Origin of the sequence: Azotobacter salinestris (assembly GCF_009363155.1) — a bacterium.
Classification (GTDB): Bacteria; Pseudomonadota; Gammaproteobacteria; order Pseudomonadales; family Pseudomonadaceae; genus Azotobacter; species Azotobacter salinestris.
This window is the reverse complement of record NZ_CP045302.1, coordinates 1,001,529-1,027,258: the sequence shown is the minus strand read 5'-3', so window position 1 is coordinate 1,027,258 and position 25,730 is coordinate 1,001,529. Positions and strand designations below refer to the sequence as shown.

Sequence of the window (25,730 nt, the reverse complement as noted above, 5' to 3'; positions counted from 1 at the left end):
TGTTCAAAGGAATGCCCATGTCAGCTGCACACCAGGGAGCAGGTGCGTCCTCTTCCGTCGATAGCGGACTTGCATGTTTGGTCATGCTGGCCCGCTTCCATAATATTGCCGCCTCCCCCGAACAACTCGTCCATGAATTCGCCGAGGATGGCCGCCCCTTCGCCCAGCCGGAGCTGCTGCTGGCCGCCAAGCGGCTGGGCCTCAAGGCCAAGGCGGCTCGCAGCAAGGTCGAGCGCCTCGTCCACACCCCGCTTCCTGCCATTGCCGCTTCGACCGACGGGCGCTTCTTCATCGTCGCACGCATCGACGACGGCAAGGCACTGATCCACGATCCCCTGGCCCAGCGTCCCGAGGTCTTGAGCTTCGAGGATCTGGCGGCGCGCTGGACCGGCGAGCTGATTTTGATCCGCTCCGAGGCTTCCCTGGCCGGCGAGCTGGCGAAATTCGACTTCACCTGGTTCATCCCGGCCATCGTCAAGTATCGCAAGCTGCTTGGCGAGGTGCTGCTGGTGTCCTTCGTGCTGCAGATCTTCGCCCTGGTCACACCCTTGTTCTTCCTGGTGGTGATGGACAAGGTGCTGGTGCATCGAGGCCTCAGCACCCTGGACGTCATCGCCATAGGCCTGCTCGGCATCATGCTGTTCGAGACTGCCCTGAGCGGCCTGCGCAGCTACGTGTTCGCCCACACTGCCAGCCGCATCGATGTCGAATTGGGTTCTCGGCTGTTTCGCCATCTGATCGGTCTGCCGCTGGCGTACTTCCAGGCGCGCCGGGTAGGCGACTCGGTGGCGCGGGTGCGCGAGCTGGAAAACATTCGCAGTTTCCTCACCGGCAACGCCATTACCCTGATCCTCGACGTGCTGTTCTCGGTGGTGTTCATCGCCGTGATGTTCTACTACAGCGGCTGGCTGACCCTGGTCGTGCTGCTCTCGCTGCCGCTGTATTTCCTCATCTCCCTGTTCGTCACGCCGCTGCTGCGTGCCCGCCTGCAGGAGAGCTTCAACCGCGGTGCGGAAAACCAGGCCTTCCTGGTGGAAACCGTCAACGGCATCGACACCCTCAAGGCCATGGCAGTGGAGCCGCAGATGGGGCGCAGGTGGGACAACCAGCTGGCCGGCTACGTGGCAGCCAGCTTCAAGACCCAGACCCTCTCGACCATCGCCAACGAAAGCGTCGGCCTGGTCGGCAAGCTGGTGACCGTCGCCACCCTCTGGCTGGGCGCGCGGCTGGTGATCGACGGCGAGCTGTCGGTCGGGCAACTGATCGCCTTCAACATGCTCGCCGGCCGCGTGTCGCAGCCGATCATGCGCCTGGCCCAGTTGTGGACCAGTTTCCAGCAGACCGGCGTCTCGGTGCAGCGCCTGGGCGACATCCTCAATACCCGTACCGAACTGGCCCAGAGCACACGCAGCGCACTGCCGCCGCTCAAGGGGCAGGTGGAATTCGATCAGGTGCATTTTCGCTACCGGCCGGACGGCTCCGAGGTGCTGCGCGGCATCAGCCTGAGCATCCGCCCCGGCGAGGTGATTGGCGTGGTCGGGCGCTCCGGCTCCGGCAAGAGCACCCTGACCCGCCTGCTGCAACGTCTCTACGTGCCCGAGCGTGGTCGCGTACTGGTGGATGGCGTGGATCTGGCGCTGGCCGATGTCTCCTCGCTGCGCCGGCAGATCGGTGTGGTGCTGCAGGACAACCTGCTGTTCAACCGCAGCATCCGCGAGAACATCGCCCTGACCGATCCCGGCGCGCCGATCGAGGCGGTGATCCAGGCCGCTCGGCTGGCCGGTGCGCACGAGTTCATCCTCGAGCTGCCGGAAGGCTACGACACCCTCGTCGGCGAGCACGGCGCCTCGCTGTCCGGGGGCCAGCGTCAGCGCATCGCCATCGCCCGGGCGCTGATCGGCAATCCGCGCATCCTGATCTTCGACGAGGCCACCAGCGCCCTGGACTATGAGTCCGAACGGATCGTCCAGCAGAACATGAAGGCCATCTGCCGGGGACGCACGGTGATCGTTATCGCCCACCGGCTGTCCGCCGTGCGCGATGCCCAGCGCATTCTGGTCATGGATCGCGGGCAGATCGTCGAGCAGGGCAGCCATGCCGAGTTGCTGGCTCATCAGGCCGGCCACTACTCGCGCTTGTACCGCCTACAACAGGGAGATGCCGCATGAACCAGCCTTCCGCCGCACGATCCCTGTTGGGGCGCTATCGCAGTGTCTGGCATCAGGCCTGGCGCAATCGCCGAGCTCTCGACGCGCCACCGCGTCTGCCTCACGAAGTGCAATTCCTGCCGGCGGCCCTGGCTCTGCAGGAGCAGCCGGTCCATCCGGCGCCGCGCTACCTCCAGTGGACCATCATGGCCTTCGCCGCCCTGGCCCTGCTGTGGGCCTGCATCGGCGAGATCGATGTGGTCGCCACCGCCAGCGGCAGGATCGTACCCAGTGGCAGGAGCAAGATCGTCCAGCCCAGCGAAGTGGCCGTAGTCAAGGCCATCCACGTGCGTGACGGTCAATCGGTCAAGGCCGGCCAATTGCTGGTCGAGCTGGACACGCAGATCACTGCCGCCGACGTCGAACGCCTGAAGAGCGACCTGCTGGCTGCCCAGGTCGACAACGCCCGCGCCACGGCATTGCTGGAAGCGATCCAGACACGGCGCGAACCGCCTTCGCTGGTCGAACACCTCCCACAAGCCAGCCCCGAACAGCGACTGGCCGCCCAGCGCTGGCTGCAGGGCCAGTACCTGGAGTTGCAAAGCGCCCTTGACCAGGCGAAGGCCGAGATCGAGCAACGTGCGGCGGAAATCTCGTCCGCCAGGGCCAGCGTGGCTACCCTCCAGCAGACCCTGGCGATCAGCCGGAGGCTGGCGAGCGACTACAAGGAGCTGCTGAAAGAGCAATTCATGACCCGCAATGCCTACCTGGAAAAGGAGCAGCTGCGCCTCGACCAGGAACGCGAACTGGCCGCCCAGCAGGGGCGTATCGTCGAGCTCGCGGCGGCCAGGAAGGCCGCCGAGAGTCGCCATGCCAGCATCCTCGCCGAAACCCGCCGCGCCATGCTCGACCTGCAGCACGAGTCCGAACAGCGCGCTGCGGCCCTGGCCCAGGAGTTGAAGAAGGCCGAGCAGCGCAATCGCCTGATGGCCCTCGCCGCCCCGGTGGACGGCACTGTACAGCAGTTGGACATCCACACTCCTGGCGGGGTGGTCACCGCCGCCCAGCCGCTGATGGTCATCGTCCCCAGCGACGAGCCGGTGGAAGTGGAAGCCATGCTGGAAAACAAGGACATCGGCTTCGTCCGTCCAGGGCAGGAAGTGGAGATCAAGGTCGAGACCTTTACCTTTACCAAGTACGGGGTGGTGCATGGCACCGTGACTAGGGTTTGTCTGAAAAGTCGGCACGTAAGCATTTTTCGATGCAGGCCAGCGTGACCATGGCCTTGAAACTGCTGGCCAGCTTGTCATAACGGGTGCAAAGACGGCGCTTTTCCTTGAGCCAACTGAACAGTCGTTCAATGGCGTTGCGCTTTTGGTACTGTGGTCTGTCAAATAGGCGAGGCAAGCCCGGTCGAGGCTTACGGTGCATCTTGCGTAAGGGAATGATGGGCTTCATGCCATACCGGTCGCAGTATTGGCGCAGGCTTTCGCTGTCGTAGCCTTTGTCAGCCAGTACATACCGGCAGCGCTTGCGCGGACGACCCTGGCTGCCAGGCAGGCTGATCTGCTCAAGCAAGGGCATGAAATAGCGCGAGTCGGCGTCCTGCCCGGGTGAAAGCATCACTGCCAGCGGATACCCGTTGCTGTCACAGGCCAGATGAAGCTTGGTGGTCAGCCCACCACGGCTTCGGCCGAGACATTGGTGCTGCGGCTCTTGCAGGCCCCTTTTTTTCTCGCACCGCTGGCGGCTCTGGTGGCCCGAATCGACGTTGAGTCGACCATCCAGGTATCCAGGTCGATAAAGCCGTCCTCACGCAGACGCAGATGCAGATGCCGCAGCACCTGCTCGAAGGTGCCGTTGTCACGCCACAGCCTGAAGCGCTGATATACCGTCTTCCAGGGGCCATAACGCTCGGGAAGATCGCGCCACTTGGCCCCTGAGCACAGAATCCAGAAGATGCCGTTGAGCATCTGGCGGTCATCTCGCCGGGGGCGGCCCATGCGTTGAGGGGGAGAAACGATGGCTTCGATCATCGCCCAGCGCTGGGCAGAAATCTCGTAACGGCCTGACATGGCTGCGCTCGGAACAACGGAGGCGGCATTTTAGCCAAATCGACTTTTCAGACAAACCCTAATATTTCCAACGATGCCATCGAGGACGAGAAGTTGGGGCTGGTGTATAGCGCGCGGATTCAGCTCAAGGAGAAGCACATGCGTGTGGGGGACCAGGATATCGCTCTGTCGCCGGGGATGGCGGTGCGGGCGGAGGTGAGGACGGACAAGCGGAGAGTGATCGATTACTTTCTGAATCCGCTTAAGCAATACACAAATGAGAGCTTATCTGAACGGTAATAGCTGCGCGTGTGTGTTGGTTAATGCATTAAGTGGATTCCAGGTATCTGTATCTGCTTGATTGTAAATATGGGTAGCTGGCTTTGGGTCTTTTTAAAAAGGCTATTTTGGTTACGGCTGATGTATTGTTGTGCGTGTTGGTTATTGGTGCTTCTGCAATTTCCTAAAGGAGAATTTATGACCTTCAGTTGTGAGCTGCTGGCTTCAAGGGATTGATCTTGGTTGTCTTTTATAAGAATCTAATGAAAGTGATTGGGCATATTTCGATGTGCCTCTCTGTGTGTCTACTTAAAGCACTGGACTACACAGCTAAGAGGAAGAAAGAAGATCGGAAAACATTCTTTTAAGAGCTTAAGTGGTGCGCGGGTTGCTGTGGTTGCTGGTATAAATACATGTTGGGGTTGGCTATATATTCCTAGGTGCTTGCATGGTTTGTGGGGCTGTTTTTAAAAGGGGGAAGTTATGGGTGAGAGCAAAAAAAGCAAAATTATCCTACGCCATTTCATTGGGTATATTTCTTTTTCTTTTGGGGTCGCGATCTTTGCGATAGCGATGCTTTGGTTGTTGGATTTTTATATGTTCGATAGACATAGGCTTGTGGTTTCGAACACTAGTGGCTCTGATGTTGAAATTCTTTCTGCGTCGGTAAATGGAGTTGTTATTCGAGATGAAGTTGTGTTTGTTGAGCATAACAGCAAGCCACACTTTAGCTCGACGGACTACTCCGAATTTAAGCTTCGATCAAAGGCTGGAAGGTTTGATGTGGCTTTGACCTTGAGGGAGAGAGGGGGGGGATTAAAGTCGCGCACTGTAATGTTTACACTTCGCCGCATACTAGCTGCTTTATTTTGGCTCGATACGCAGAGCCAGGAATTTTGCGTTGTGTTTGCGAGTTCATTGCTGGCACTTCTTTATAGGGAGTTTTATGTCTATACTAGCCAAGGTTAAGTTGACTGCATACAATGCAGCAACCATTGGTGCGTCTAATAAGGCGATAGGGGAATCCCTTAAGTCCCAGCTTCCAGGGAGGACTGATGGGCCTGCGGATGCATATCGGCATATGTTGTTGGCGGCGGAGCTTACTAGGCTCACAAACGAAGCATACGCTCGGACTATATTGTCAGGCCATGAGTTGACGGGCAATGCCGATGGGCAGTTGCCGCAGGCTGAAAATATGGACAATAGGAATAATGAGCTTGGGATCAGCGTTGGCAAAGATGCCACAAGCTGGGAGGATGTTGTTCGTAGAGCAAGAGAGATCATGGATAGGTCTAACGGCGCGGACGGTGGACTTTCTGAAGATCATGGGGCTGGCGGTGATGGTGCTGTTTGGTTCCCGTATTTCGATTGGAAGGAGAACCCGCTAGATGATACTACCGTAAACGATCCAGAGGATAGAATACCAACTGGTGACCCTAGGCTTAATTTCCCTCCAGCTTGGCCTGAAGGGCCATTTGATAGCGACTGGAAGGGCATTGAGATTCCTAGCCCTTTACATCAGTACTATGATACTGGATCGAGCTGCGCCATTGCATCGATGGTTTCTACTAATTATCAATCAGCCATAAGATGGCTTCCTCGCTATGATCCTCTTGTGCTTGATATTGATGGCGACGGTATAGAGACCACTTCCGCCGATACGGGCATTGTCTTCGACTTTGACGGCGATAGCCTAAAAACCGGAACTGGCTGGATCAAGGGCGATGATGGTTTCGTAGTGCGTGACTTGAATGGTAATGGCCTCGTTGATAATGGGAGTGAGCTTTTCGGAGTTGATACCGTAAAGCAGAGTGGTAGCAAGGCCAGCGACGGTTTCGACGCACTGCGTGAGCTGGACAGCAATAAAGACAGCATATTCGATTCCAAGGATAATCACTTTGCCAGTGTGATGGTCTGGCAGGATATCAATCAGGATGGCGTATCCCAGCCTGATGAGCTGATAACCTTGGCGGAAAGCAATATCGCATCCATCAATCTCACGGCTAAGAGTACTGCTCAGACAAGCAACGGCAACCTGATAAGCGTCGTTGGCAGTTTCGTGCGCTTGGATGGCAGTGAAGGTGAAGTTAATGCCAACCAGAGTCTGGCCGCAAACCTGGACCTGGCTAGCAATCCATTCTATCGGGAATATACTTACCGAATTGAGGTTAGTGAAGAGGTTGCAGTTTTACCCCATATGCAGGGATCCGGTGCGGTTCGGGATTTGCAGGAAGCCGCGATGCTGGATGACGGCCTGCGTGTTGTATTGACTCAATACTCGCAGGCGACTACTCGTGGCCATCAACTTGCATTGCTTGATAAGTTGATTGCCGAGTGGGCGAGTAGTAGCAATTTTCGTACTTTTGATCAGCGAGTCAGTGATCTAAGTCATGATTTGGGTTATCTGGAGGTTGAGTTTAAGTTCGCCTATTCCTGGAACAAGCCGAGCAGCGGCCTTTCATTCTCTTCAGGGGGGGCAGGGGCGGGGAGTGGTGGAGGTGCCGGAATATCTATTGACGAAAGCGGCAACTCCGGACCTACCGCAGAGCAGCTCGAGAAAAAGGCACTTCTGGAAAAAATTAAAGTCCTTGAGATTTTCAATGCGCAGAACTTCTTCAATTTTGCCAAGCAGGAGACGCAAAGCGAAAACGGAGATGGCGATATCTTGTTTCGACTCTCTTCCGGAGCAATTTCTCGCAATTCTGGTGGAGCGCTACAAGGGATCGCGTTTGGGGTCCATACAATTTACATTACCGAAGAAGATCTTGCTGTTAACTCGGCACAGGCTGGATTTCTAGAAAAGTCTTATAATGATTTAAAGAGCTCAATTTATGATGCCCTCTTGATGCAGACTATATTGAAGCCGTATCTTGATGAGGTTTATCTTGATATTTATGACTCTGGCGAGGTGAGGTTTGATTTCTCACAACTCGATTTACTGTTCCAATCACACTACGACAGCGCTCCTATCGACGCGATTCGCGATATTCTGGATTTACAGCGCATCGTTGGAACAGGGCTGGCGGCGCAAGGCTGGGAGGGCCTCAGCCAACTCAACCAGTGGCTCAACGAAGCCCTGGGCGGGCCAAACGAAGCAGCGGTGCTGGCCGCTCTGGCCGATTTCGGCTACTCCGGTATCCGCCTGCAAGGCGAGGAAGGCAACGGCAACGATGTGGTCATCAGCGATGCCAACGGCGGCATTCTGCAGGGACTGGCAGGCGACGATCTGGTGCTGGGCGGAGCGGGCAACGACACGCTGAGTGGCGGTACTGGCAGCGATACGCTGTACGGCGGCAAGGGCTGCGACGTCTATCGCTTCAACCTGCGCGATGGTCACGATGTCATCATCGAAAGCCTCGGCGAGGCTGACCGCAACGTGATCGAGTTTGGGCCGGGCATCAGGGCCGGCGACATCAGCATCAGCCTCGACGGCAACAATCTGCTGCTCAGCCATATCAATGGCCGCGATAGCCTCACGGTAGCCAACTGGCTGGCCGGCTCCAGCGATTCGCCCAAGCGCATCGATACCCTGCGCTTCGCCGACGGCCGCAGCTTCGACCTTTCCGCCATGCAGTTCGGCTCCGCGGGCGATGACAGCCTGGTGGGCACCGATGGCAACGACATGCTGATGGCCGGTGCCGGCAACGACAGCCTGGAAGGCGGTGCCGGTGATGACTGGCTGGATGGCGGTACTGGTGCCGACAGCATGGCCGGTGGCGAGGGCAACGACACCTATGTGGTCGACAACGCCCACGATGTGGTCGTCGAAGAGCTGGATGGCGGCGTCGACACGGTCGAAAGCAAGGTCAGCTACGCGCTTGGCGAGAATCTGGAGAATCTGAGCCTGCTGGGCGTAGCCAACATCGACGGCACTGGCAACGCGCTCGACAACCAGGTGGTTGGCAATGACGGCGACAACCGTCTGCTGGGCCAGGAGGGTGACGACACCCTGATCGGCAATTACGGCAACGACCTGCTGGATGGCGGTACCGGCAACGACAACATGCTCGGTGGTGCCGGCAACGATACCTATGTGGTGGACAATGTCGGCGACAGCGTGAGCGAGCTGGCCAACCAGGGCGAGGACACCGTCCGGAGCTCCATCGACTACACCCTGGGCGCCCATCTGGAGAATCTGGTGCTGACCGGCGAGGCTCACCTGAGCGGTACGGGTAACGAGCTGGCCAACGTCATCACCGGCAACGCCGGCGACAACCTCCTGTCGGGCGAGGCTGGAAACGATACCCTGGAAGGCGGCGCGGGCAACGACACGCTGCTGGGTGGCGAGGGTAATGACCGGCTGGATGGCGGCAGCGGTGCCGACCAGCTCGTAGGTGGGGTGGGCAACGATACCTACGTGGTCGACGACCTGGCCGACGTCGTGGTCGAGAGCCCGGGTGAGGGCGTCGACACCGTCCAGTCGAGTATCGCCTACACCCTGACTGCGGAGGTCGAGAACCTCACCTTGACCGGGGCTGCGAGCATCGACGGCATCGGTAACGAATTGGACAACGTCATCACCGGCAACGATGCGGCCAACACCCTGTTTGGTTTGGCCGGCAACGATGTGCTGGATGGCGGCAAAGGGGCGGATACCCTGATCGGCGGCTTGGGTAACGATATATATGTGGTCGACAACGCCGGGGATCTGGTCGTCGAGAACGAGGGAGAGGGTAACGACACCGTCCGCTCCTCCATTTCCTACCGGCTTGGCGCTCATCTGGAAAACCTCGAGCTAACCGACAGTGCCGCCATCGATGGTACCGGCAACGCGCTGGACAACGTGCTGGTCGGCAACGCTGGCAACAACGTTCTGGACGGAGGTCTGGGAGCCGACAGCATGGCCGGCGGCCATGGTGACGATACCTATATCTTGGATGACCACGGCGACTCGATTCTCGAACACACTGGGCAGGGTATCGATACCGTCGTCAGTCCCTTCGACTATGTGCTGGGCGCCAATCTCGAGAACCTGACCCTCACCGGCACCGCTGTGACCGGGACGGGCAACGAGCTGAACAACATCCTCGTTGGCAACGAACTGGACAACGTCCTGACGGGCCTGGGTGGCGATGATACCTACGTGGTTCAAAGTGCCGGGGGCCGTATCGTCGAGCAGGCCGATGGAGGCATCGATACCGTCCAGAGCAGCGTGGCCTGGACCCTGGGCGAGAATCTGGAAAACCTCACGCTGACCGGCGATACCGCCATCGACGGCACTGGCAACGAGCTGGACAACGTGCTCCAGGGTAACTCCGGCGCCAACGTGCTGATGGGCCTGGAGGGCGACGATGTCCTCGATGGCGGGGCCGGTGCGGATGTGTTGATCGGCGGTACCGGCAACGATACCTACATGGTCGACAATGTGGCCGACCAAGTGGTCGAGCTGGCAGGCGAGGGTATCGATACCGTCAAGGCCTCCATCGACTATCGGTTGATCGACACCCTGGAAAACCTCGAACTCACCGGTAGCGCCAACCTCACGGGGACGGGCAACCAGTCGAACAACGTCCTTGTCGGCAACGACGGCAACAACATCCTTTATGGCCTGGAGGGCAACGACACCCTGAATGGCGGCAAGGGCGCCGACACGCTGGTTGGGGGGATCGGTGACGACGCCTATATCGTCGATTCCGCCGCGGACGTGGTGGTCGAGCAGGCTGGCGAGGGGCTGGACAGCGTGCACAGCTCGGTCAGTTATGCGCTATCGGCCCATGTCGAAAACCTCACCCTGACCGGCACGGCAGCCATCGATGGCACCGGCAACGAGCTGGATAACCTGCTGGTGGGCAACGCGGGCAACAACCGGCTCGATGGTGGTGCGGGTGCCGATGTCATGCAGGGGGGCGCGGGGAGCGACAGCTATGTCGTCGACCATCTCGGCGATACGGTCGTCGAGCTGGCCGGCGAAGGTCTCGATATGGTGACGGCGTCCATCGACTATTCACTCAACGAGCATGTGGAAAACTTGAAGCTGGCCGGCGATGGCAATCTCGCGGGTACCGGCAACGCACTGGGCAACGTGATCACCGGCAATGGCGGCGACAATATCCTGCTGGGCATGGAGGGCGTCGACCGGCTCTATGGCGGTGCGGGCAACGACCTGCTGGATGGTGGCAGCGACCGCGACCTGATGGTCGGCGGGACGGGGGATGATCGCTATGTCGTCGATAACGCTGGCGACATGGTCAGTGAGCTCTCTGGCGAGGGGACGGATACCGTCCAGTCCAGCATCTCCTACACGCTGGGCAGTCACCTCGAAAATCTGATTCTGACAGGGGCAGAGAACCTCGATGGCACCGGCAACGCGCTCGACAACCAGCTGACCGGCAACCTGGGTAACAATGTGCTGGACGGCGCGGCCGGTGCCGACACCATGGCGGGCGGGGCGGGCGACGATACCTATGTGGTCGATAACGCCGCGGATGTTGTTGTCGAGAACGCCGGCGAGGGCCTTGATACCGTTCGTGCCTCCATCGACTACCGCCTGACCGACCATGTCGAGAACCTGGTCCTGACAGGCAGCAGCGACCTTTCGGCCACCGGTAATGCCCTAGACAACCAGTTGACCGGCAACAGCGGCAACAACCTGCTGGATGGCGGTATGGGCGCCGACACCATGGCTGGTGGTGACGGTGACGACACCTATGTGGTCGACGATGCCGGCGATCTGGTCATCGAGCAGGGCGAACCGGTTGTCGCCAGTTTCAGCCTGATGCGTATGGCCAGCTTTGCCGCTGCATCGGCACCTGCCGGTGGCATCGATACCGTACGTGCTGGCATCGATTACACCCTGACCGACAATGTCGAGAACTTGATTCTGACGGGAACCACCGACCTGAAAGGAACTGGCAACAGCCTGGATAACATCATCACCGGCAACAGCGGTACCGATACCCTCGCCGGCCTTGGCGGCGACGACACCTACGTCGTCGACAGCAGTGCCGATGTGGTGATCGAGAATGCCGATGAGGGCATCGACACCGTGCAGTCCTCGGCGGACTACGTACTGTCCGAGCATGTCGAGAACCTCACCCTGACCGGGTCGGAGCACCTGCACGGTACTGGCAACGAGCTCGACAACATCATCACCGGCAATAGCGGTGACAACGTGCTGGACGGATCTGGAGGCGCTGACACCATGCTCGGTGGCGCCGGCGACGACATCTATATCGTCGACAATGCACTCGACACACTGGTCGAACAGGCCAACGAAGGCATCGATCTTGCCTACTCTTCGGTCAGCTACACGCTGGCGGCCAATGTGGAGAACCTGATTCTCACTGGAGCGGACTACACCAGCGGTACAGGCAATGAGCTGGGTAACGTCGTACGGGGCAGCGTCGGCAACAACCGCCTGTTCGGTATGGCGGGCAACGACACGCTGATCGATGATGCCGGCGACGACCTGCTGGATGGCGGCAGCGGTGCCGACAGTATGGCGGGTGGGGGGGGCGACGACACCTACGTGGTGGACAACGCCGGCGACCTGGTGACCGAGAATGCCGGCGAGGGCATTGACCTCGTGCAGGCGTCGGTGAGCTACACCCTGACCGAGCACGTCGAGAACCTGACCCTGACCGGCTCATCCAGCATCAACGGTACCGGCAATGCGCTGGACAACGTGATCACCGGCAACGGCGGCAGCAACGTTCTGCGCGGCCTGGAAGGCAACGACTCCCTGGTCGGCAATGCCGGCAACGATACCCTGGACGGCGGCAGCGGTGCCGACAGCATGAGCGGTGGTGGCGGCAACGACACCTATGTGGTGGACGATGCCGGCGACCAGGTGATCGAGGGCGTGGGCCAGGGGACCGACCTGGTGCAGGCCACCATCGACTACAGCCTGACGGCCAACGTGGAGAACCTGACGCTGACCGGCAGTGCCGACCTGAACGGTACCGGTAACGGCCTGGCCAACGAGATCCGCGGCAACAGTGGCGCCAACCTGCTGGACGGCGGCGCGGGCAACGACTCGCTGTACGGCAACGAAGGCGCCGACCAATTGCTGGGTGGCGAAGGCAACGACCTGCTCAATGGCGGTACGGGCGCCGACCGGATGCTGGGCGGGGCGGGCAACGACACCTATGTGGTGGACGAGTCTGGCGACCAGGTGATAGAGAGCGCGGGCGAAGGCACTGACCTCGTGCAGTCGTCGATCACCTACCAACTGACCGAGCATGTCGAGAACCTGACGCTGACCGGTAGTGCCAACATCGACGGCACCGGCAACGAGCTGGCCAACGTCATCACTGGTAACAGTGGGGCTAACGTACTGGACGGCGGGCTGGGGGATGACTCCCTGGCTGGCGGGGCGGGCACCGACACCCTGCTGGGCGGTGAGGGTAATGACCGGCTGGATGGCGGCACTGGTGCCGACAGTCTAGCGGGTGGTGCGGGCGACGACACCTACGTGGTGGACAACGCTGGCGACGTGGTGAGCGAGAATGCCGGCGAAGGTATCGACCTCGTGCAGGCGTCGGTGAGCTACACCCTGACCGAGCACGTCGAGAACCTGACCCTGACCGGCTCGTCCAGCATCAGCGGCACCGGCAATGCGCTGGACAACCTGATCACCGGTAACGGCGGCAGCAACGTCCTGCGCGGCCTGGAAGGTAACGACACGCTGGTCGGCAATGCCGGCAACGACACCCTGGATGGCGGCAGCGGCGCCGACAGCATGAGCGGTGGCAGCGGCAACGACACCTATGTGGTGGACGATGCCGACGACCAGGTGATCGAAAGCGCTGGGCAGGGTACCGATCTGGTCCAGGCCTCCATCGACTACCGCCTGACGGCCAACGTGGAGAACCTGACGCTGACCGGCAGCGCCGGCCTCAGCGGCACCGGCAACGACCTGGCCAACGTGATCATCGGCAACAGTGGCGCCAACGTGCTGGATGGCGGCGCGGGCAACGACTCGCTGTACGGCAACGCCGGCGACGACCAATTGCTGGGCGGTGAAGGCAACGACCTGCTGGACGGTGGCACGGGCGCCGATCTGATGCTGGGCGGCTCGGGTAACGACACCTATGTGGTGGACGCTGCCGGAGACCAGGTGATCGAGAGCGCCGGCGAGGGTACCGACCTGGTGCAGTCGTCGATCACCTACCAACTGACCGAGCATGTCGAGAACCTGACCCTGACCGGCAGTGCCAACATCGACGGCACCGGCAACGATCTGGCCAACGTGATCACCGGCAACAGTGGCGCCAACCTGCTGGACGGTGGGCTGGGCAACGACTCGCTGTACGGCGGGGCGGGCACTGACACCCTGCTGGGTGGCGAGGGCAATGACCTGCTGGATGGCGGCAACGGTGCCGACAGCATGGCGGGCGGCGTGGGCGACGACACCTACGTGGTGGACAACGCCGGCGATGTGGTGATCGAGCACGCCGGCGAGGGCATCGACCTCGTGCAGGCGTCGGTGAGCCACACGCTGAGCGAGCACGTCGAGAACCTGACCCTGACCGGCTCGTCCAGCATCAACGGCACCGGCAATGCGCTGGACAACCTGATCACCGGCAACGGCGGCAGCAACGTCCTACGCGGCATGGAGGGCAACGACACGCTGGTCGGCAATGCCGGCAACGACACCCTGGATGGCGGCAGCGGCGCCGACAGCATGAGCGGTGGCAGCGGCAACGACACCTATGTGGTGGACGATGCCGACGACCAGGTGATCGAAAGCGCTGGGCAGGGTACCGATCTGGTCCAGGCCTCCATCGACTACCGCCTGACGGCCAACGTGGAGAACCTGACGCTGACCGGCAGCGCCGGCCTCAGCGGCACCGGCAACGACCTGGCCAACCTGATCACCGGCAACAGTGGCAGTAACGTGCTGGACGGCGGTGAGGGAGCGGATACTTTGATCGGCGGTGCCGGCGACGATACCTATATCGTCGACAATGCCGGCGATGTCGTCATCGAGAGCAGCGGCGCGGGCATCGATACTGTTCTATCCTCCGTCAGCCATGTCCTGAGTGACCATGTCGAGAACCTCACCCTCACCGGTACTGCCCACATCATTGGCGTCGGCAATGCTCAGGACAACTTGCTCCAGGGCAACGGCGGCGACAACCAGTTGCAGGGGCGCGCGGGGGACGACTGGCTGGATGGCGGTGTCGGCATCGACAATATGGCCGGCGGCACGGGGAACGACACCTACGTGGTGGACAATGCGGGCGATCAAGTGATCGAAGCCGCCGACGAGGGTATCGACACCGTACAGGCTGCAGTGAGTTACAGCCTGAGTTCGAACGTGGAAAACCTCGAGTTGACCGGTTCGGCCGACATCGATGGCAACGGTAATGCCTTGGACAACGTCATCAGCGGCAACAGCGGTAACAACACGCTGGATGGTGGTGCCGGTAATGACCACTTCGTCTTCGGTCTTGGCAGTGGCAATGACCGCATCATCGACAGCCAGGGCCTGGATGTGCTGCGCGTTACCAGTGGGTTGACGGCCAACGATCTGCAAGCCGAGCGACTGGGTGACGATCTGCTGGTGCAGGTCATCGGCTCGACCGACACGGTTGTGCTGGCCAACTGGTTTATCCAGACAGAAGGGGTCGGCTCGATTGCGTTCGACGACGGGGCAGTCCTGGATCGGCTGGGGATGGAAGAGCTGATGAACCGTCCTCCGGTAGCCAACCCTGACGAGATCCTCGTCCACGAGGATGGTGGCCCGTTGCTCTTCGCTGCAGGCAACCTGCTGGCCAACGATACCGACCCGAATCCGAAGGATGTGCTCGAAGTCCTGTCCATCGGTGAGTCGGCCCTTGGGGTGAGTGTGGTTCTGCACGATGGAGCCATCACTTACGACATCGGTGATCGCTTCCAGAGCCTCGCGGCCGGCCAGGTGCTGAACGACAGCTTCTCCTACACCATCAGCGACAGCAAGGGTGCGACGGCCATGAGTGTGGTCAATGTCGGTATCGTGGGCACCAACGATGCTCCGGTGGTGACCAGTGACAGCGCTTTGGTCGTGGAGGATGCGCAGACTTGGGCAGGGGGCAACGTTCTGCTGAATGACCATGATATCGACTCTGGCGACATCCTCCGCATGGCCGAGCCCGGTGTATACGAGGGGCTCTTCGGCAACCTGACGGTCGAGGCGAATGGCGACTACCGCTATGTGCTGGACAATGAGCGTGCCGCAGTGCAGTCCCTGGGGCGTGAAGCGCAAGCCTGCGAAGAGTTCCTGCTTCAGGTAACCGATGGGTTGGCGACTGTATCCTCAACCCTTGGGGTAATGGTCCAGGGCAGCAACGATGCGCCGGTTCTGGTACAGGCCTTGAGCGATCAATATGTGCCGATCAACCGCGAATTCTCGTGGCAACTGCCCGAGGGAAGCTTCGCGGACATCGACGATGGCGATGCTCTGCGTCTCAGTGCGACTCTGGCAGATGAGTCCGCCTTGCCGGATTGGCTGGTCTTTGACGAGGCTACGGCATCCTTTACCTCAATCTCGCCGAAGAAGGTGGCCGACTATCTGGATATCCGGGTGACGGCAACCGATAGCGTTGCGGTTAGCGGAAGCACTGAGGGGAGTCTGTCGGTTTCCGATACCTTCCGGATGTTCTTCAGCCACGGCAACCAGGGGCTGGGCAATGGTCAGGATGCAGCCGCACCTGGACACGCCTCGAACTGGAACGACGGTCCGGGAGCCTCGCTAGGCAACCCTGGGGCAATAAACACTAACGCTGTACTCGAGGGACAATTGCACGCGCTGGTCAATGTTATGTCGGCATTTGGCGCTCCTGCAGGAGGGGAGACCAGTTTGGTACAGGGGCAACGTGATCAACTGAGCATGACCATTGCGGTACAGGGGTAATAAGGCCTACCCCTCTTTCAAGGTCTTCGCATCAACTCCTCCCGGACAGTCGTTCGGGAAAGCAGGAGGATGTAGGTGAAGTTCTGACACGGCTTGAAAAGCAGGCACCGGCTAGCGTCATGACGCGTCTGGTGCTGGAGAGGGCGATGCCGGCTGCCCTCGACGAAGTGTTCGAGGCAACCGGCGTCGCCCGTTCCATCTGCTGTCTTCCACAGTGGCCGAGCTGGTATCGATTGCCCGGCAATGCGGCGCCCGCATCCCCTCGGAGAGCGGCGGCCGGGCGCGCAGGGCCATCAGTGCAGCAGTTCGGGCGGCACGTTGCCGCCGTTTTCCGCCAGCTTCTGCAGCACGGTCTTGTGCAGCCACATGTTCATCTGCGCCGAGTCGCCCATCTTCTCCGGCGGGCAACCCAGTTCGCTGGCCAACTCCTTGCGGGCCTGCAGGCTGCTGTCCAGGTCGAGCAGCTTGAGCAGGTCGACGATGGAGGCTTTCCAGTTGAGCTTTTCCGGGTGCCTGGCCGCCAGTCCTTCCAGCTTGCCCACCACGTCCACCTGGCCGGTACCTGCCGGGGCGGGCGGTGCCGTCGTCGGCGTGCCGCTGGGGATCGCTTCTTCCGCATGCGCTTTGGAACCGAAGCCGAGCGAGTTGAGAATCTTGCTGAACAGACCCATGGGGTTCCCTCCGGTTTTTGGTTGTGGCGCAAGGAGCATAGATCAGGGAAGCACTGTTAATCCGGACGGTAGCTGTCGAGAAAATGCTGGCAATTTGCCGGAAGGTGGCAGCTGTGATTGCTGGTTGCGGCAGAACTCGCCGCAGGCGGCGGCCGGAGATGCCCTGCGGGCGTGCTTGTGGCACCGCGGCCCGGCGCGCAAGATGCGCGGCAAGATCGCCCCATGACGAACGGAGTCCCCCATGTCGCGCCTGTTGCCCTTGACCCTTCTCCTTATCGTAGGCGCCGCTCAGGCCGCGCCGGAGCCGGTGCCCCTGTACCGCGAGATCAAGGACTGGGTGGTGGCCTGCGACAACCTGCGCGGCTGTCAGGCCATCAGCGCCGCGGCCTTCGGCTTCAGCCCGCTGCGGTTGGTGGTCAGCCGCGATGCCGGCCCCGGGGCCGAGCCGCGGGTTCGTCTGAGCTACAGCGGGCAGGCCGGGCATTTCGCGCTGTCGACCGACGGCCGCCCGCTGCCGGACACGCTGGCGGGCGCCCTGCGGTCCGAGGCGGGCGGGGAGGCGCTGGTCCTCCGCGGCGAGGGCGACACGGCGCGCGGTCTGCTGGCCGAGTGGCGCAACGGCAACGCCCTGCGCCTGGATATGGCGGGGGAGGAGGCCGAGGTTTCCCTGGCGGGCCTTTCCGCGGCACTGCTGCTGATGGACTCGGTGCAGGGGAGACTGGGTACCCGCGGCGCGCTGTACCGCCCCGGCGAGCGTGACGACCACGCGGTGCCGGAGGAGCCGCCGCTGCCGCTGCTGCGGCCCTTCCCCGGTGTCGCGCCGCTGGCCGGCGCCGAGCGCCTGCGCATCGCCCAGGCGGTGATGGAGGCCACCCGCAGCGAGTGGCAGGAGGCCGACATGGAGAACCAGGAGCCCGAAGCCGAGGCCCATGCGCTCAACGAGCGGGAGGCGCTGGTGCTGATCCAGACCTCCTGCGCGGCCTACAACTGCAACTTCGCCCTCTACCGGGTCGCCCGCCAGCCCCCCTATCCGCGCCAGCCGCTGCGTATCGAGCCCCTGCCGCTCGGCGGCGAGGGCCTCGGCGGCTGGGTCGACTACGACGAGGGGACCGGGGAGCTGGGCTATTTCATGAAGGGCAGGGGCGTCGGCGATTGCGGCGATGCGGCCAGTTGGCTGTTCGACGGCGAGCGTTTCCAGTTGCAGTCCGCACAGATGATGCAGCGCTGCGCCGGCAGCCCGCCCGACGACTGGCCGGAGCTGTGGCGCACGGCCAGACCGTAGGGAAGGGCGCTCTCCGGTTCGGCCGTTGCGGCAGCCGACGAGGCCCGCGTCAGGTGCTGAACTCCTTCCCGCGCCCAGCCTCTCAACCTGCATGGCCTCGGCGACAGCCCGCCTCCCGCCGGCCGAAGGAGCCCTTCCATGCATGTCCATCATCTCAACTGCGGCTGCATGTGTCCCCTCGGGGGCGCCCTGATCGACGGCTTCAGCCAGGGGCCGACCGCCTCGCTGGTCTGCCACTGCCTGCTGATCGAGACGGAGCGCCACGGCCTGGTGCTGGTGGATACTGGCTTCGGCAGCCGGGACGTGACCGCGCCGAGGCAGCGTTTGAGCCTGTTCTTCCGGATCGTCGACAACATCCGCCTGGAGCCGCGCTACACGGCGCTGGAGCAGGTGCGCCGGCTGGGCTTTTCCGCAGGGGATGTGCGGCACATCCTGCTGACCCACCTGGATTTCGACCATGCCGGCGGGCTGGAGGACTTTCCCGCCGCGCGGGTCCATGTGCTGCAGCGGGAGATGGACGCGGCCCGCGCGCCCCGCGGCTTCCTGGATCACAACCGCTACCGTGCCCGGCAGTGGGACGGGGTGCGCGACTGGAAGTTCTACGCGCCGGGCGGCGAGCCGTGGTTCGGCTTCCAGGCCGTGCGGGAGCTGGCCGGTCTGCCGCCGGAGATTCTCTTCGTGCCCCTGAGCGGCCATACCCTCGGCCACGCCGGAGTGGCCCTGCAGACCCAGGGCGGCTGGCTGCTGCATGCCGGCGACGCCTACTTCTACCGCGAGGAAGTCGGCCAGCTGGAGCCCCGCTGCACGCCTGGATTGAGCCTCTACCAGCGGATGATGGAGGTCGACCGCACGGCGCGCCTGGCCAACCAGCATCGGCTGTGCTCGCTGTCCCTCGAGTACCGCAACGAGGTGAGTCTTTTCTGCAGCCACGACGCCAAGGAGCTGGAGCGGATGCAGGCGGGGAGCGTCACGGCTGCGTGATGCGGCGACGCTTTCCCTCGGTCCTTTTCCCTTTTCGGCATGAAGGAGAGGGCGTGAACGGCTATACCTGCAGCTTCATGCGATCGTCCTGAAGCCACCCCCATCGCATTCGCGGCAGCCGGCGCGACGCGTTACCATCCGCGGCCTGCTTCCCCCTGGTCGCGCCAGCCGATGCCCTTTGCCTTCGAAATCGCCATGGACCCCGTCACCCTTGCCGTCTTGGCGAGCGTGGCCTTCGTCGCCGGCTTCATCGACGCCATCGCCGGCGGAGGCGGCCTGATCACGGTGCCCGCGCTCCTGACTGCTGGCCTGCCGCCGCATCTGGTGCTGGGGACCAACAAGCTCAGCTCCACCTTCGGTTCGGCCATCGCCAGCCTGACCTTCATCCGGCGTGGCCTGTTCCATCCCCGGCAGTGGTACGGCGCCCTGGTCGCCACCGCCCTCGGCGCGCTGCTGGGGGCCGCCGTCGCCCATTACCTGCCGGCCAGTTGGCTGAACCAGTTGCTGCCGGTCATCGTCTTTGCCTGCGGGCTGTATCTGCTGTTCAACCGGACCCCGGATACCGCCCACCGGCCCGATGCCCGGATCGCGAAGAGACGCCAGTGGCCCCAGGGTTTCGCCCTCGGTGCCTACGACGGCGTGGCGGGCCCCGGCACTGGCGCCTTCTGGACGGTCAGCTCCCTGCTGCTGTACCCGCTCGACCTGGTGCGCGCCAGCGGCGTGGCCCGCACCATGAACTTCGTCAGCAACGCCATGGCCCTGGGCGTCTTCATCGCTACCGGCCATGTGGCCTGGGTGCTCGGACTGGGCATGGGCAGCGCCCTGATGGCCGGCGCCTGGCTGGGCGCCCGCACCGCCATCGGCGGAGGGGCCCGCTTCATTCGTCCGATGTTCATCTGCGTGGTACTGGCCCTGACGGCGCGTCTGGCCTGGCAGCACTGGTTCGGGCATGGCTGAGCATCGCTGCCCGCATTCCGGCGTGGGCCCGGGGCAGGTGATGCTCCAGGTCACAGCATGGCAATGATCGAGTCAAAAACTTTCCCCCTTGCCAGTGTTCTTAGTTAACCTTCCACGCTTCTCTACGGATCCAGATACCTACCATGCTTGAAACAACCCTCGCACAACTCGAACGCATTGTGGCCGACCTTCTCCAGCAAAACCGGACGCTGGCCGAGAACTGCAGCCAGCTTGAGCAGGACCTGCGCCATGCCAGGGAGGAGAACGACAACCTTCAACTGGCTGCCCTCGAGCAGGAAGAACGGCAGGCCGCCATGGTCGCCCGCCTGCAGGCGCTGATCGAGCGTGCCGGCACCAGTAGCGCCGCATGAAGGAGAATGGCGTCCGTGTCCTGAGGATTCTCGGGCGCGAGTACCCGATCAAGGCCTCCGCCGACGAGGAGCGCGTCCTGCAGGAGGCCGCCGCCCTGCTCCAGGAGCGCGTGGCGGAGAGCCGCCAGCGTTTCCCCAATGCCAGCAAGGACGAACTGCTGGTGTTGACGGCCCTCAACCTCTGCGTCCCCCTGCTGCAGCAGGGCCAGCAGCTGCGCGAGGCCGAAGAACGCCTCGCTGCCTGCATCGAGCAGATCGCCCGCCAGTTGCAGACGACGTAGATCGGCAGCCCGGCCATTCCCCGACCCTTGCCTGGCGAGACCTGACGCCCCCCGTTGTAGTGGAAAACCCGTGCAGCGGTTTTCCAGCGGGCTGCGTCAGGGGGCGGCATGGGGACTTTGTCATCAAATTGATATTATTCATGTTCGTTCACGGCCATGGCTACTGTCGCCATCGGGCGTTCACGACGGAACGACTTCAATTCGATGGACAAAGGATTCGAGATTGAAAAAGCTGCTGCTGTCCGTGCTGGCCATGTCCGCCCTGCAAGGCTGCGTCAACCGGGTCGGCGATTTCACCGTCGCCTCGACCAAGAACATCGACATCAAATCCGAAGCGCACCGCGTCGATACGCGGCGGCGAGTCCAGGGGCGGGATGTCATCCATATCATCTCCTTCATCCCGACCGGCATGTACCCGAGCATGAAGGAAGCCATGGACAACGCCATAGAAAAGGCGCCGGGCGCCGTCGCACTGTCGGATGTGACCGTCAAGCGCGGCGTCTGGTACATCCACTAGGGTCTGTTGACGTTTTGGCGTGAGCCGCGTTGCCGCGCCAAATGCCGCCAGGCAAGGCGCGGGTCGCCGGCAATGGTGTTCCCTTGCCAAGACCCGCAACGCCGCATGGCGGCATTTGCCGCGCAACCCGCAGGGACGGGGCCCGTTTGGCGCAGCACCGCGTCGCTCGTCGTTCATTTGGAATGACCAAACCTCTCTCCTCGTTCCTTGTTCTGCGCCAAACGGGCCTCCGTCGCGGCCTACGCCAAAACGTCAACAGACCCTATGGCCAAGACTACTTCGAGATCGAAGGCAATCCGGTCTACGAGGCCAGAGCCAGGCAATGACCAGCCCGGCCATTGCCGCCGTGGGTATGGTGCCGCCTGATGCCCGCGACCGCGCCCCTGGCGAGGGCGGAGGAGAGCGGGACCATCCCGCAGGTTTTCCTTGCCCGAGTCTTCTGGACGAATGGCGTGCAGGCCGTCGCCTGGCCGGACCTTGGGGGAGCGCCCGGAGTCCCTTGGGAAGGCCGGCGGCTCGTGCCGCCGGGCGACGACCCACATTCAAGGCCAGCGGAGCCATATCCTCGAAGTAAATACGCGCCCTTGATCATGAACCATGGAGGACACGCCAGTGAAACTCCAGGCAGTGAAATTCGGCGATGGTTTTACGCGGTGGCTACGCCGTGACGCACGTCCGCTGACTGATCGGGACCTGTCGCAGGCCATCGGGTTTGCGCGCATCACCCTGATCGTCGGCCTGGTCTTCCTGCATTACCTGAAGTTCCCGAACGCACAGGTTTCGCCGTTCGAAGGCATGGATGTCGCGCATCATCCGCTGGCGACCTTCGTCAACAGCTTCGTCCTGTTCTTCTTCTTCAGCGCGGTTCCCCTGCTCAGCCTGATCTCCGGCTGGCTGTTCTTCTCCTTCGCCGAGCGCCCGCATGCCGCCCGCTTCGAACTGCCGCGGCGTATCCGGCGGCGCCTGCTGTCCCTGTACCTGCCGCTGGTATTCTGGAACGCCGTGTTCCTGGCGCTCCTGCTGGCCTTGTTCATCTGGCGCTCGGACGACCCGCTCCTGGACGACCTCAATATCCGCTTCGCGCGCGCCGGCTGGTTCGACTATCTCAACGCCGTCTTCGGCCTCACCCGCCACCCGGTGGGATTCCAGTTCTGGTTCGTGCGCGACCTGTTCGTCACCGTGCTGGTCAGTCCGGTCCTGTGGCTGCTGCTGCGCCATGCGCCCTACCTGGGGCTGGCGACACTGGGGCTGGCGTGGATGGCCGGCCACGACCTGCTGATCTTCTTCCGCTCCGACGTGGTGTTCTTCTTTTTCCTGGGCGGCTGGCTGCGTGTGCGCGGCGTGTCGCTGGAAATGGGGCAGCGCGCTGCACTGCTGCTGGCGGCGCTCTATGTCGCTCTCGTCGCCCTGCGGGCCGCAGCACCGCTGTTCCTGGCCTGGGACGACCAACGCCCCGAATGGCTGACGACGGCGACCCGCGCCATGCGCCTGATCGGCGTGCTGGCGTGCTGGGGAATCGTTCTGCATCTGGCGGCGACTCCGCTGGGCGCCGCCGTCGCGCGCTATGGAGGGCTGGCCTTCTTCCTCTACGCCACGCATTTTCCGCTCATCGCTGCGGTAAAAATCCAGCTGTGGCGCCTGATCCCGGCCCCGACCGACGGCTGGATGCTGGCGCACTACCTGGCCAGTGTCCTCGTCACCGTGACCGTCGCGCTGCTCGCCGCTCTGCTGCTGACACGCACGGCGCCGCGCTGTTTCACTCTGATGAACGGCGGCAGACTGCTCGGTATCGACCAGGTCCTCGCGGAGCCTGCAGCCCGGCCTGCGACGGCCTCCGATCGCAGGCAGAATTGATCCTGCCGGACAGGTGGCGGGGGCCGGTTTGCGGGAGCTTCTGGGCTGGTTCTTCGCAAAGACAGCCGGGCATGGGCGTTCGTCCGTGTTCCCGTGGACGCCTCATGAGGGCTGGAGGGGGCGAGAGCGGGCGGCGGCCCTGGAGAGACCACGCCGGACAGCCCCGGCATGGCGCCGGCCGGTTCAGTCCTGGCGGCTGGTGACTTCGAGCAGGTGGTAGCCGAACTGGGTCTTGACCGGACCCTGCACGACATTCAGCGGGGCGCTGAACACCACGGCGTCGAACTCCTTCACCATCTGGCCGCGGCCGAAGGAGCCGAGGTCGCCGCCGTCGCGGCCGGAGGGGCAGGTGGAGTTGTCACGGGCGACCTGGGCGAAGTCGGCGCCGGCTTCGATGGCGGCCTTCAGTTCGAGGCACTTGGCTTCGGTGGGAACCAGAATGTGGCGGGCGGTGGCACGGGCCATGGGGAGACTCCTGTTCAATGAGGACGCCCAGCCTACCCTAATGCGCAGGCCGTGCAAGCTGGCGGGTACGGGGCGATGGGCAGGCCCGGCGCGTGGCGGCCGGGCCGGGGTGGTGTTCAGGATGTGGCGCTGTGGCTGCCCAGCAGGGTGTGCTCGGACTTCTTGAGGCGCTTGGCCTGACGTTTTTCCTGGGCGCTCTTCAGCGGTTTCTTCTTGGCTTCCTTGTGCGACTCGTGTTTTTTGCTCATGACGGCGATCTCCAGGGAAAGGGGAGTGGATCAAAGGGGAGTGCGCGGGGCGTGCACCATCACCTCCCTGGCGTTGGGCCTCGGTTGTGGGGTCGCTTTCAGTCTAGTACCGGAGCGGGACGGCGGTGGGGCGTCGACGGATGGGCGTTTTTGCGGGGAGCGCCGGAGCGGGGCGGTGTTCTCACGCGGGTGCGTGGGAACGGAGATGCCTACTCGGTTCGCTGGGGATCGCCGGCGAACCGGGTAGGCAGGGTCAGTGGTGGAATGGTCAGCCGATCAGCAGTACCTGTCCAGGTAGTGAACGCCGGGCTTGCTCCGGGCGACGCGCCAGTGCTCGGTCAGGGTCTGGTGAACGCGCCCGATGAATTCCCGGTCGGCCGCGGCCTTCTTCCCGACGTAGCCTTTTCCACGGTGATAGGCTCTGAGCCTGACACGCATGGCGGGAGTACGTTTTTCGAACTCCTCTTCCTCCATGCCGGCCGGAAGGCGATCGAGATGGACTTCACCCTCTTCGCAGACCCAGAGGATATGGCTTTCGCTCTTGTCCCTGCGCTGGGCGAACAGTTGAGCCAGGTCTTCGGGGGAGAGTGCATCGTTCAGGTTCATGTGCAAGGTCCTCATGGTCATCCATTGATCGAACGTTTTGCGAAAAAACGTGTGCTGTCTTCGGATTCAGGCCCGCCGTCCGTGAATCTACGGATCGGACGGCGGCCTGCATGCCGTGCAGCTGGGTTCAGATCACAACATGAGCCTTATGTAGCGCTGATCTGAGCTAACTACACAAAGCAAGCCTGGAGAAGCCGGGACGGAAGATCGCGAGGAGGAGGAAGGAGGCGAGCATCGATGGTGTCCGGTAGCGGGGCCGGAGGGGTAGTACGGCCCGCCACAAGCATCATCCGAATGTTTCGCCAGCACTTCTCGCCGCCAGATGCGATTACTGCCAGTCAACTTCATCAGTCCGCCTTGTGGGCAGTACAGCCGCGAAGTGGCTCGACGAGTGGGTCGAGCAAACCGCGAACACCCTTACCAGGGCTCCCTCTTAGGGAAGCAGTTCCATCATCCAAGGGCAGACACGGTTGTGTCAATGGTTTTGTAGTGTTTTTTTTAGTCCACTACAGGGGGTTGTCCATGCAGATCATTCTGGTGCGCCATGGCAGGCCCGATCATGGCGCTGCGTGCTGGTGCAGTCCGGCGCAGATGAAGGACTGGCTCGCGCGCTACAACGAGGCCGACGTGGCCGTCCATGAGATGCCCGACGGGCTCGTCACGCTCGCCCGTGCGGCGGGGGCGGTGGTCTGCAGCTCCATCGCGCGCTGCGTGCAATCGAGAGCCTGCCTGGGTGTGGACAGCTGCCGGCAGCCCGATCCGCTGTTCGCCGAAGCCCATCTGCCCTACTTGGACTGGCCCTTCCCGAAGCTGCCGGCCGGCTTCTGGCGACTGCTGTTTCGCAGCGCCTGGTTCTGCGGTTTCGCCCGGCACACCGAGCCGATCCGTGAGTCGAACAGACGGGCCGGCGCGGCGGCGGAGCGGCTCGTCCAGCTGGCCGAGACGCACGGCAGCGTGCTGCTGATGGGCCACGGCATCATGAACATCCTCATCGCGCGGCAACTGCGCAGGCGCGGCTGGGCAGGGCCGCGGCATCTGCTGATGAAGGGCTACTGGCATGCCAGCGTTTATCGGAAAGCGCTGCCTGATCGGTAGGCAGCGGTGGCGCCGAGGGCTGGAAAACCCGCGCGGCGGTTCTTCGGCGTGTACATGGAGACCGAAGCGTCCGGAGTGGCGTTCCC

General features: G+C 62.5%; 18 protein-coding genes and 1 pseudogene. 13 read left to right on the top strand and 6 right to left on the bottom strand.

Features of this window, described 5'->3' with window-relative positions; genetic code table 11:
- Window positions 1-17 precede the first annotated feature (17 nt).
- Window positions 18-2,168, top strand: coding sequence for a type I secretion system permease/ATPase (locus GCU53_RS04900; RefSeq protein WP_167520034.1), 2,151 nt, complete (start codon window positions 18-20; stop codon window positions 2,166-2,168).
- Entirely contained in the window at window positions 2,165-3,424 is a 1,260-nt protein-coding gene (locus tag GCU53_RS04895; RefSeq protein ID WP_152386621.1) for an HlyD family type I secretion periplasmic adaptor subunit, read from the top strand. The genes GCU53_RS04900 and GCU53_RS04895 overlap by 4 nt, the downstream gene beginning before the upstream one ends.
- Here GCU53_RS04895 and GCU53_RS26485 read toward each other — a convergent pair.
- Window positions 3,369-3,869, bottom strand: a complete 501-nt coding sequence (locus GCU53_RS26485; protein ID WP_244307155.1) for an IS5 family transposase — start codon at window positions 3,867-3,869, stop codon at window positions 3,369-3,371. The two genes, GCU53_RS04895 and GCU53_RS26485, sit on opposite strands and share 56 nt — an antisense overlap.
- Complete coding sequence (locus tag GCU53_RS26480; protein WP_152388120.1) at window positions 3,821-4,222, bottom strand: IS5 family transposase; 402 nt, start codon at window positions 4,220-4,222, stop codon at window positions 3,821-3,823. The genes GCU53_RS26485 and GCU53_RS26480 overlap by 49 nt, the downstream gene beginning before the upstream one ends.
- Window positions 4,223-4,282: 60 nt before the next feature.
- Between GCU53_RS26480 and GCU53_RS25935 the strand changes: the two are divergent.
- From GCU53_RS25935 to GCU53_RS04875, 3 genes and pseudogenes are all read left to right on the top strand, one after another.
- Window positions 4,283-4,501: pseudogene (locus GCU53_RS25935) on the top strand (beta-barrel domain-containing protein); the annotation flags it as partial.
- Between the two features lie 462 nt (window positions 4,502-4,963).
- Window positions 4,964-5,449 carry a hypothetical protein gene (locus GCU53_RS04880; RefSeq protein WP_152386620.1) on the top strand — a complete coding sequence of 162 codons (486 nt, stop codon included), beginning with the start codon at window positions 4,964-4,966 and terminating at the stop codon, window positions 5,447-5,449.
- A gap of 646 nt (window positions 5,450-6,095) precedes the next feature.
- Window positions 6,096-16,316 carry a VCBS domain-containing protein gene (locus GCU53_RS04875; RefSeq protein ID WP_167520033.1) on the top strand — a complete coding sequence of 3,407 codons (10,221 nt, stop codon included), beginning with the start codon at window positions 6,096-6,098 and terminating at the stop codon, window positions 16,314-16,316.
- A 293-nt stretch (window positions 16,317-16,609) separates the two neighbouring features.
- Here GCU53_RS04875 and GCU53_RS04870 read toward each other — a convergent pair whose 3' ends face one another.
- Complete coding sequence (locus GCU53_RS04870; RefSeq protein ID WP_152386618.1) at window positions 16,610-16,987, bottom strand: DUF3597 domain-containing protein; 378 nt, start codon at window positions 16,985-16,987, stop codon at window positions 16,610-16,612.
- A gap of 241 nt (window positions 16,988-17,228) precedes the next feature.
- Here GCU53_RS04870 and GCU53_RS04865 point away from each other — a divergent pair, with 241 nt between their 5' ends.
- From GCU53_RS04865 to GCU53_RS04835, 7 genes are all read left to right on the top strand, one after another.
- Window positions 17,229-18,269: a DUF1176 domain-containing protein gene (locus GCU53_RS04865; protein WP_152386617.1), complete on the top strand. Its 1,041-nt coding sequence runs from the start codon at window positions 17,229-17,231 to the stop codon at window positions 18,267-18,269.
- Between the two features lie 138 nt (window positions 18,270-18,407).
- Window positions 18,408-19,250: an MBL fold metallo-hydrolase gene (locus GCU53_RS04860; protein ID WP_152386616.1), complete on the top strand. Its 843-nt coding sequence runs from the start codon at window positions 18,408-18,410 to the stop codon at window positions 19,248-19,250.
- Window positions 19,251-19,421: 171 nt separating this feature from the next.
- Window positions 19,422-20,207, top strand: coding sequence for a TSUP family transporter (locus GCU53_RS04855; RefSeq protein WP_152386615.1), 786 nt, complete (start codon window positions 19,422-19,424; stop codon window positions 20,205-20,207).
- Between the two features lie 143 nt (window positions 20,208-20,350).
- Window positions 20,351-20,578: a hypothetical protein gene (locus tag GCU53_RS04850; RefSeq protein WP_152386614.1), complete on the top strand. Its 228-nt coding sequence runs from the start codon at window positions 20,351-20,353 to the stop codon at window positions 20,576-20,578.
- Window positions 20,575-20,859: a cell division protein ZapA gene (locus tag GCU53_RS04845; RefSeq protein WP_152386613.1), complete on the top strand. Its 285-nt coding sequence runs from the start codon at window positions 20,575-20,577 to the stop codon at window positions 20,857-20,859. The genes GCU53_RS04850 and GCU53_RS04845 overlap by 4 nt, the downstream gene beginning before the upstream one ends.
- A 223-nt stretch (window positions 20,860-21,082) precedes the next feature.
- Window positions 21,083-21,376 (top strand): hypothetical protein, encoded by a 294-nt coding sequence (locus GCU53_RS04840; protein ID WP_152386612.1) that lies wholly within the window; start codon window positions 21,083-21,085, stop codon window positions 21,374-21,376.
- Window positions 21,377-21,988: 612 nt separating this feature from the next.
- Entirely contained in the window at window positions 21,989-23,230 is a 1,242-nt protein-coding gene (locus GCU53_RS04835) for an acyltransferase family protein (protein WP_244307053.1), read from the top strand.
- Window positions 23,231-23,413: 183 nt separating this feature from the next.
- Here the strand turns inward: GCU53_RS04835 and GCU53_RS04830 are convergent, their stop codons facing one another.
- The 3 genes from GCU53_RS04830 to GCU53_RS04825 all read right to left on the bottom strand — a co-directional run bounded on the left by GCU53_RS04830 (window position 23,414) and on the right by GCU53_RS04825 (window position 24,549).
- Entirely contained in the window at window positions 23,414-23,695 is a 282-nt protein-coding gene (locus tag GCU53_RS04830; protein ID WP_152386610.1) for a peptidylprolyl isomerase, read from the bottom strand.
- Between the two features lie 116 nt (window positions 23,696-23,811).
- A complete protein-coding gene (locus tag GCU53_RS26475; protein WP_280115867.1) occupies window positions 23,812-23,943 on the bottom strand; it encodes a hypothetical protein in 132 nt (43 codons plus the stop codon).
- Window positions 23,944-24,219: 276 nt separating this feature from the next.
- Entirely contained in the window at window positions 24,220-24,549 is a 330-nt protein-coding gene (locus GCU53_RS04825) for a hypothetical protein (protein WP_244307051.1), read from the bottom strand.
- Window positions 24,550-25,071: 522 nt separating this feature from the next.
- On the opposite strand from GCU53_RS04825, the gene GCU53_RS04820 reads away from it, so the two are divergent.
- A complete protein-coding gene (locus tag GCU53_RS04820) occupies window positions 25,072-25,644 on the top strand; it encodes a histidine phosphatase family protein (protein ID WP_152386608.1) in 573 nt (190 codons plus the stop codon).
- The last annotated feature ends 86 nt before the right edge of the window (window positions 25,645-25,730 follow it).

Coding starts and splice junctions, on each gene's coding strand:
- GCU53_RS04830 (WP_152386610.1), bottom strand. CDS start 23,695: ATGGCCCGTGCCACCGCCCGCCACATTCTGGTTCCCACCGAAGCCAAG.
- GCU53_RS04820 (WP_152386608.1), top strand. CDS start 25,072: ATGCAGATCATTCTGGTGCGCCATGGCAGGCCCGATCATGGCGCTGCG.
- GCU53_RS04870 (WP_152386618.1), bottom strand. CDS start 16,987: ATGGGTCTGTTCAGCAAGATTCTCAACTCGCTCGGCTTCGGTTCCAAA.
- GCU53_RS04900 (WP_167520034.1), top strand. CDS start 18: ATGTCAGCTGCACACCAGGGAGCAGGTGCGTCCTCTTCCGTCGATAGC.
- GCU53_RS04825 (WP_244307051.1), bottom strand. CDS start 24,549: ATGAACCTGAACGATGCACTCTCCCCCGAAGACCTGGCTCAACTGTTC.
- GCU53_RS04855 (WP_152386615.1), top strand. CDS start 19,422: ATGCCCTTTGCCTTCGAAATCGCCATGGACCCCGTCACCCTTGCCGTC.
- GCU53_RS26475 (WP_280115867.1), bottom strand. CDS start 23,943: ATGAGCAAAAAACACGAGTCGCACAAGGAAGCCAAGAAGAAACCGCTG.
- GCU53_RS04860 (WP_152386616.1), top strand. CDS start 18,408: ATGCATGTCCATCATCTCAACTGCGGCTGCATGTGTCCCCTCGGGGGC.
- GCU53_RS04865 (WP_152386617.1), top strand. CDS start 17,229: ATGTCGCGCCTGTTGCCCTTGACCCTTCTCCTTATCGTAGGCGCCGCT.
- GCU53_RS04850 (WP_152386614.1), top strand. CDS start 20,351: ATGCTTGAAACAACCCTCGCACAACTCGAACGCATTGTGGCCGACCTT.
- GCU53_RS04880 (WP_152386620.1), top strand. CDS start 4,964: ATGGGTGAGAGCAAAAAAAGCAAAATTATCCTACGCCATTTCATTGGG.
- GCU53_RS04895 (WP_152386621.1), top strand. CDS start 2,165: ATGAACCAGCCTTCCGCCGCACGATCCCTGTTGGGGCGCTATCGCAGT.
- GCU53_RS26480 (WP_152388120.1), bottom strand. CDS start 4,222: ATGTCAGGCCGTTACGAGATTTCTGCCCAGCGCTGGGCGATGATCGAA.
- GCU53_RS04845 (WP_152386613.1), top strand. CDS start 20,575: ATGAAGGAGAATGGCGTCCGTGTCCTGAGGATTCTCGGGCGCGAGTAC.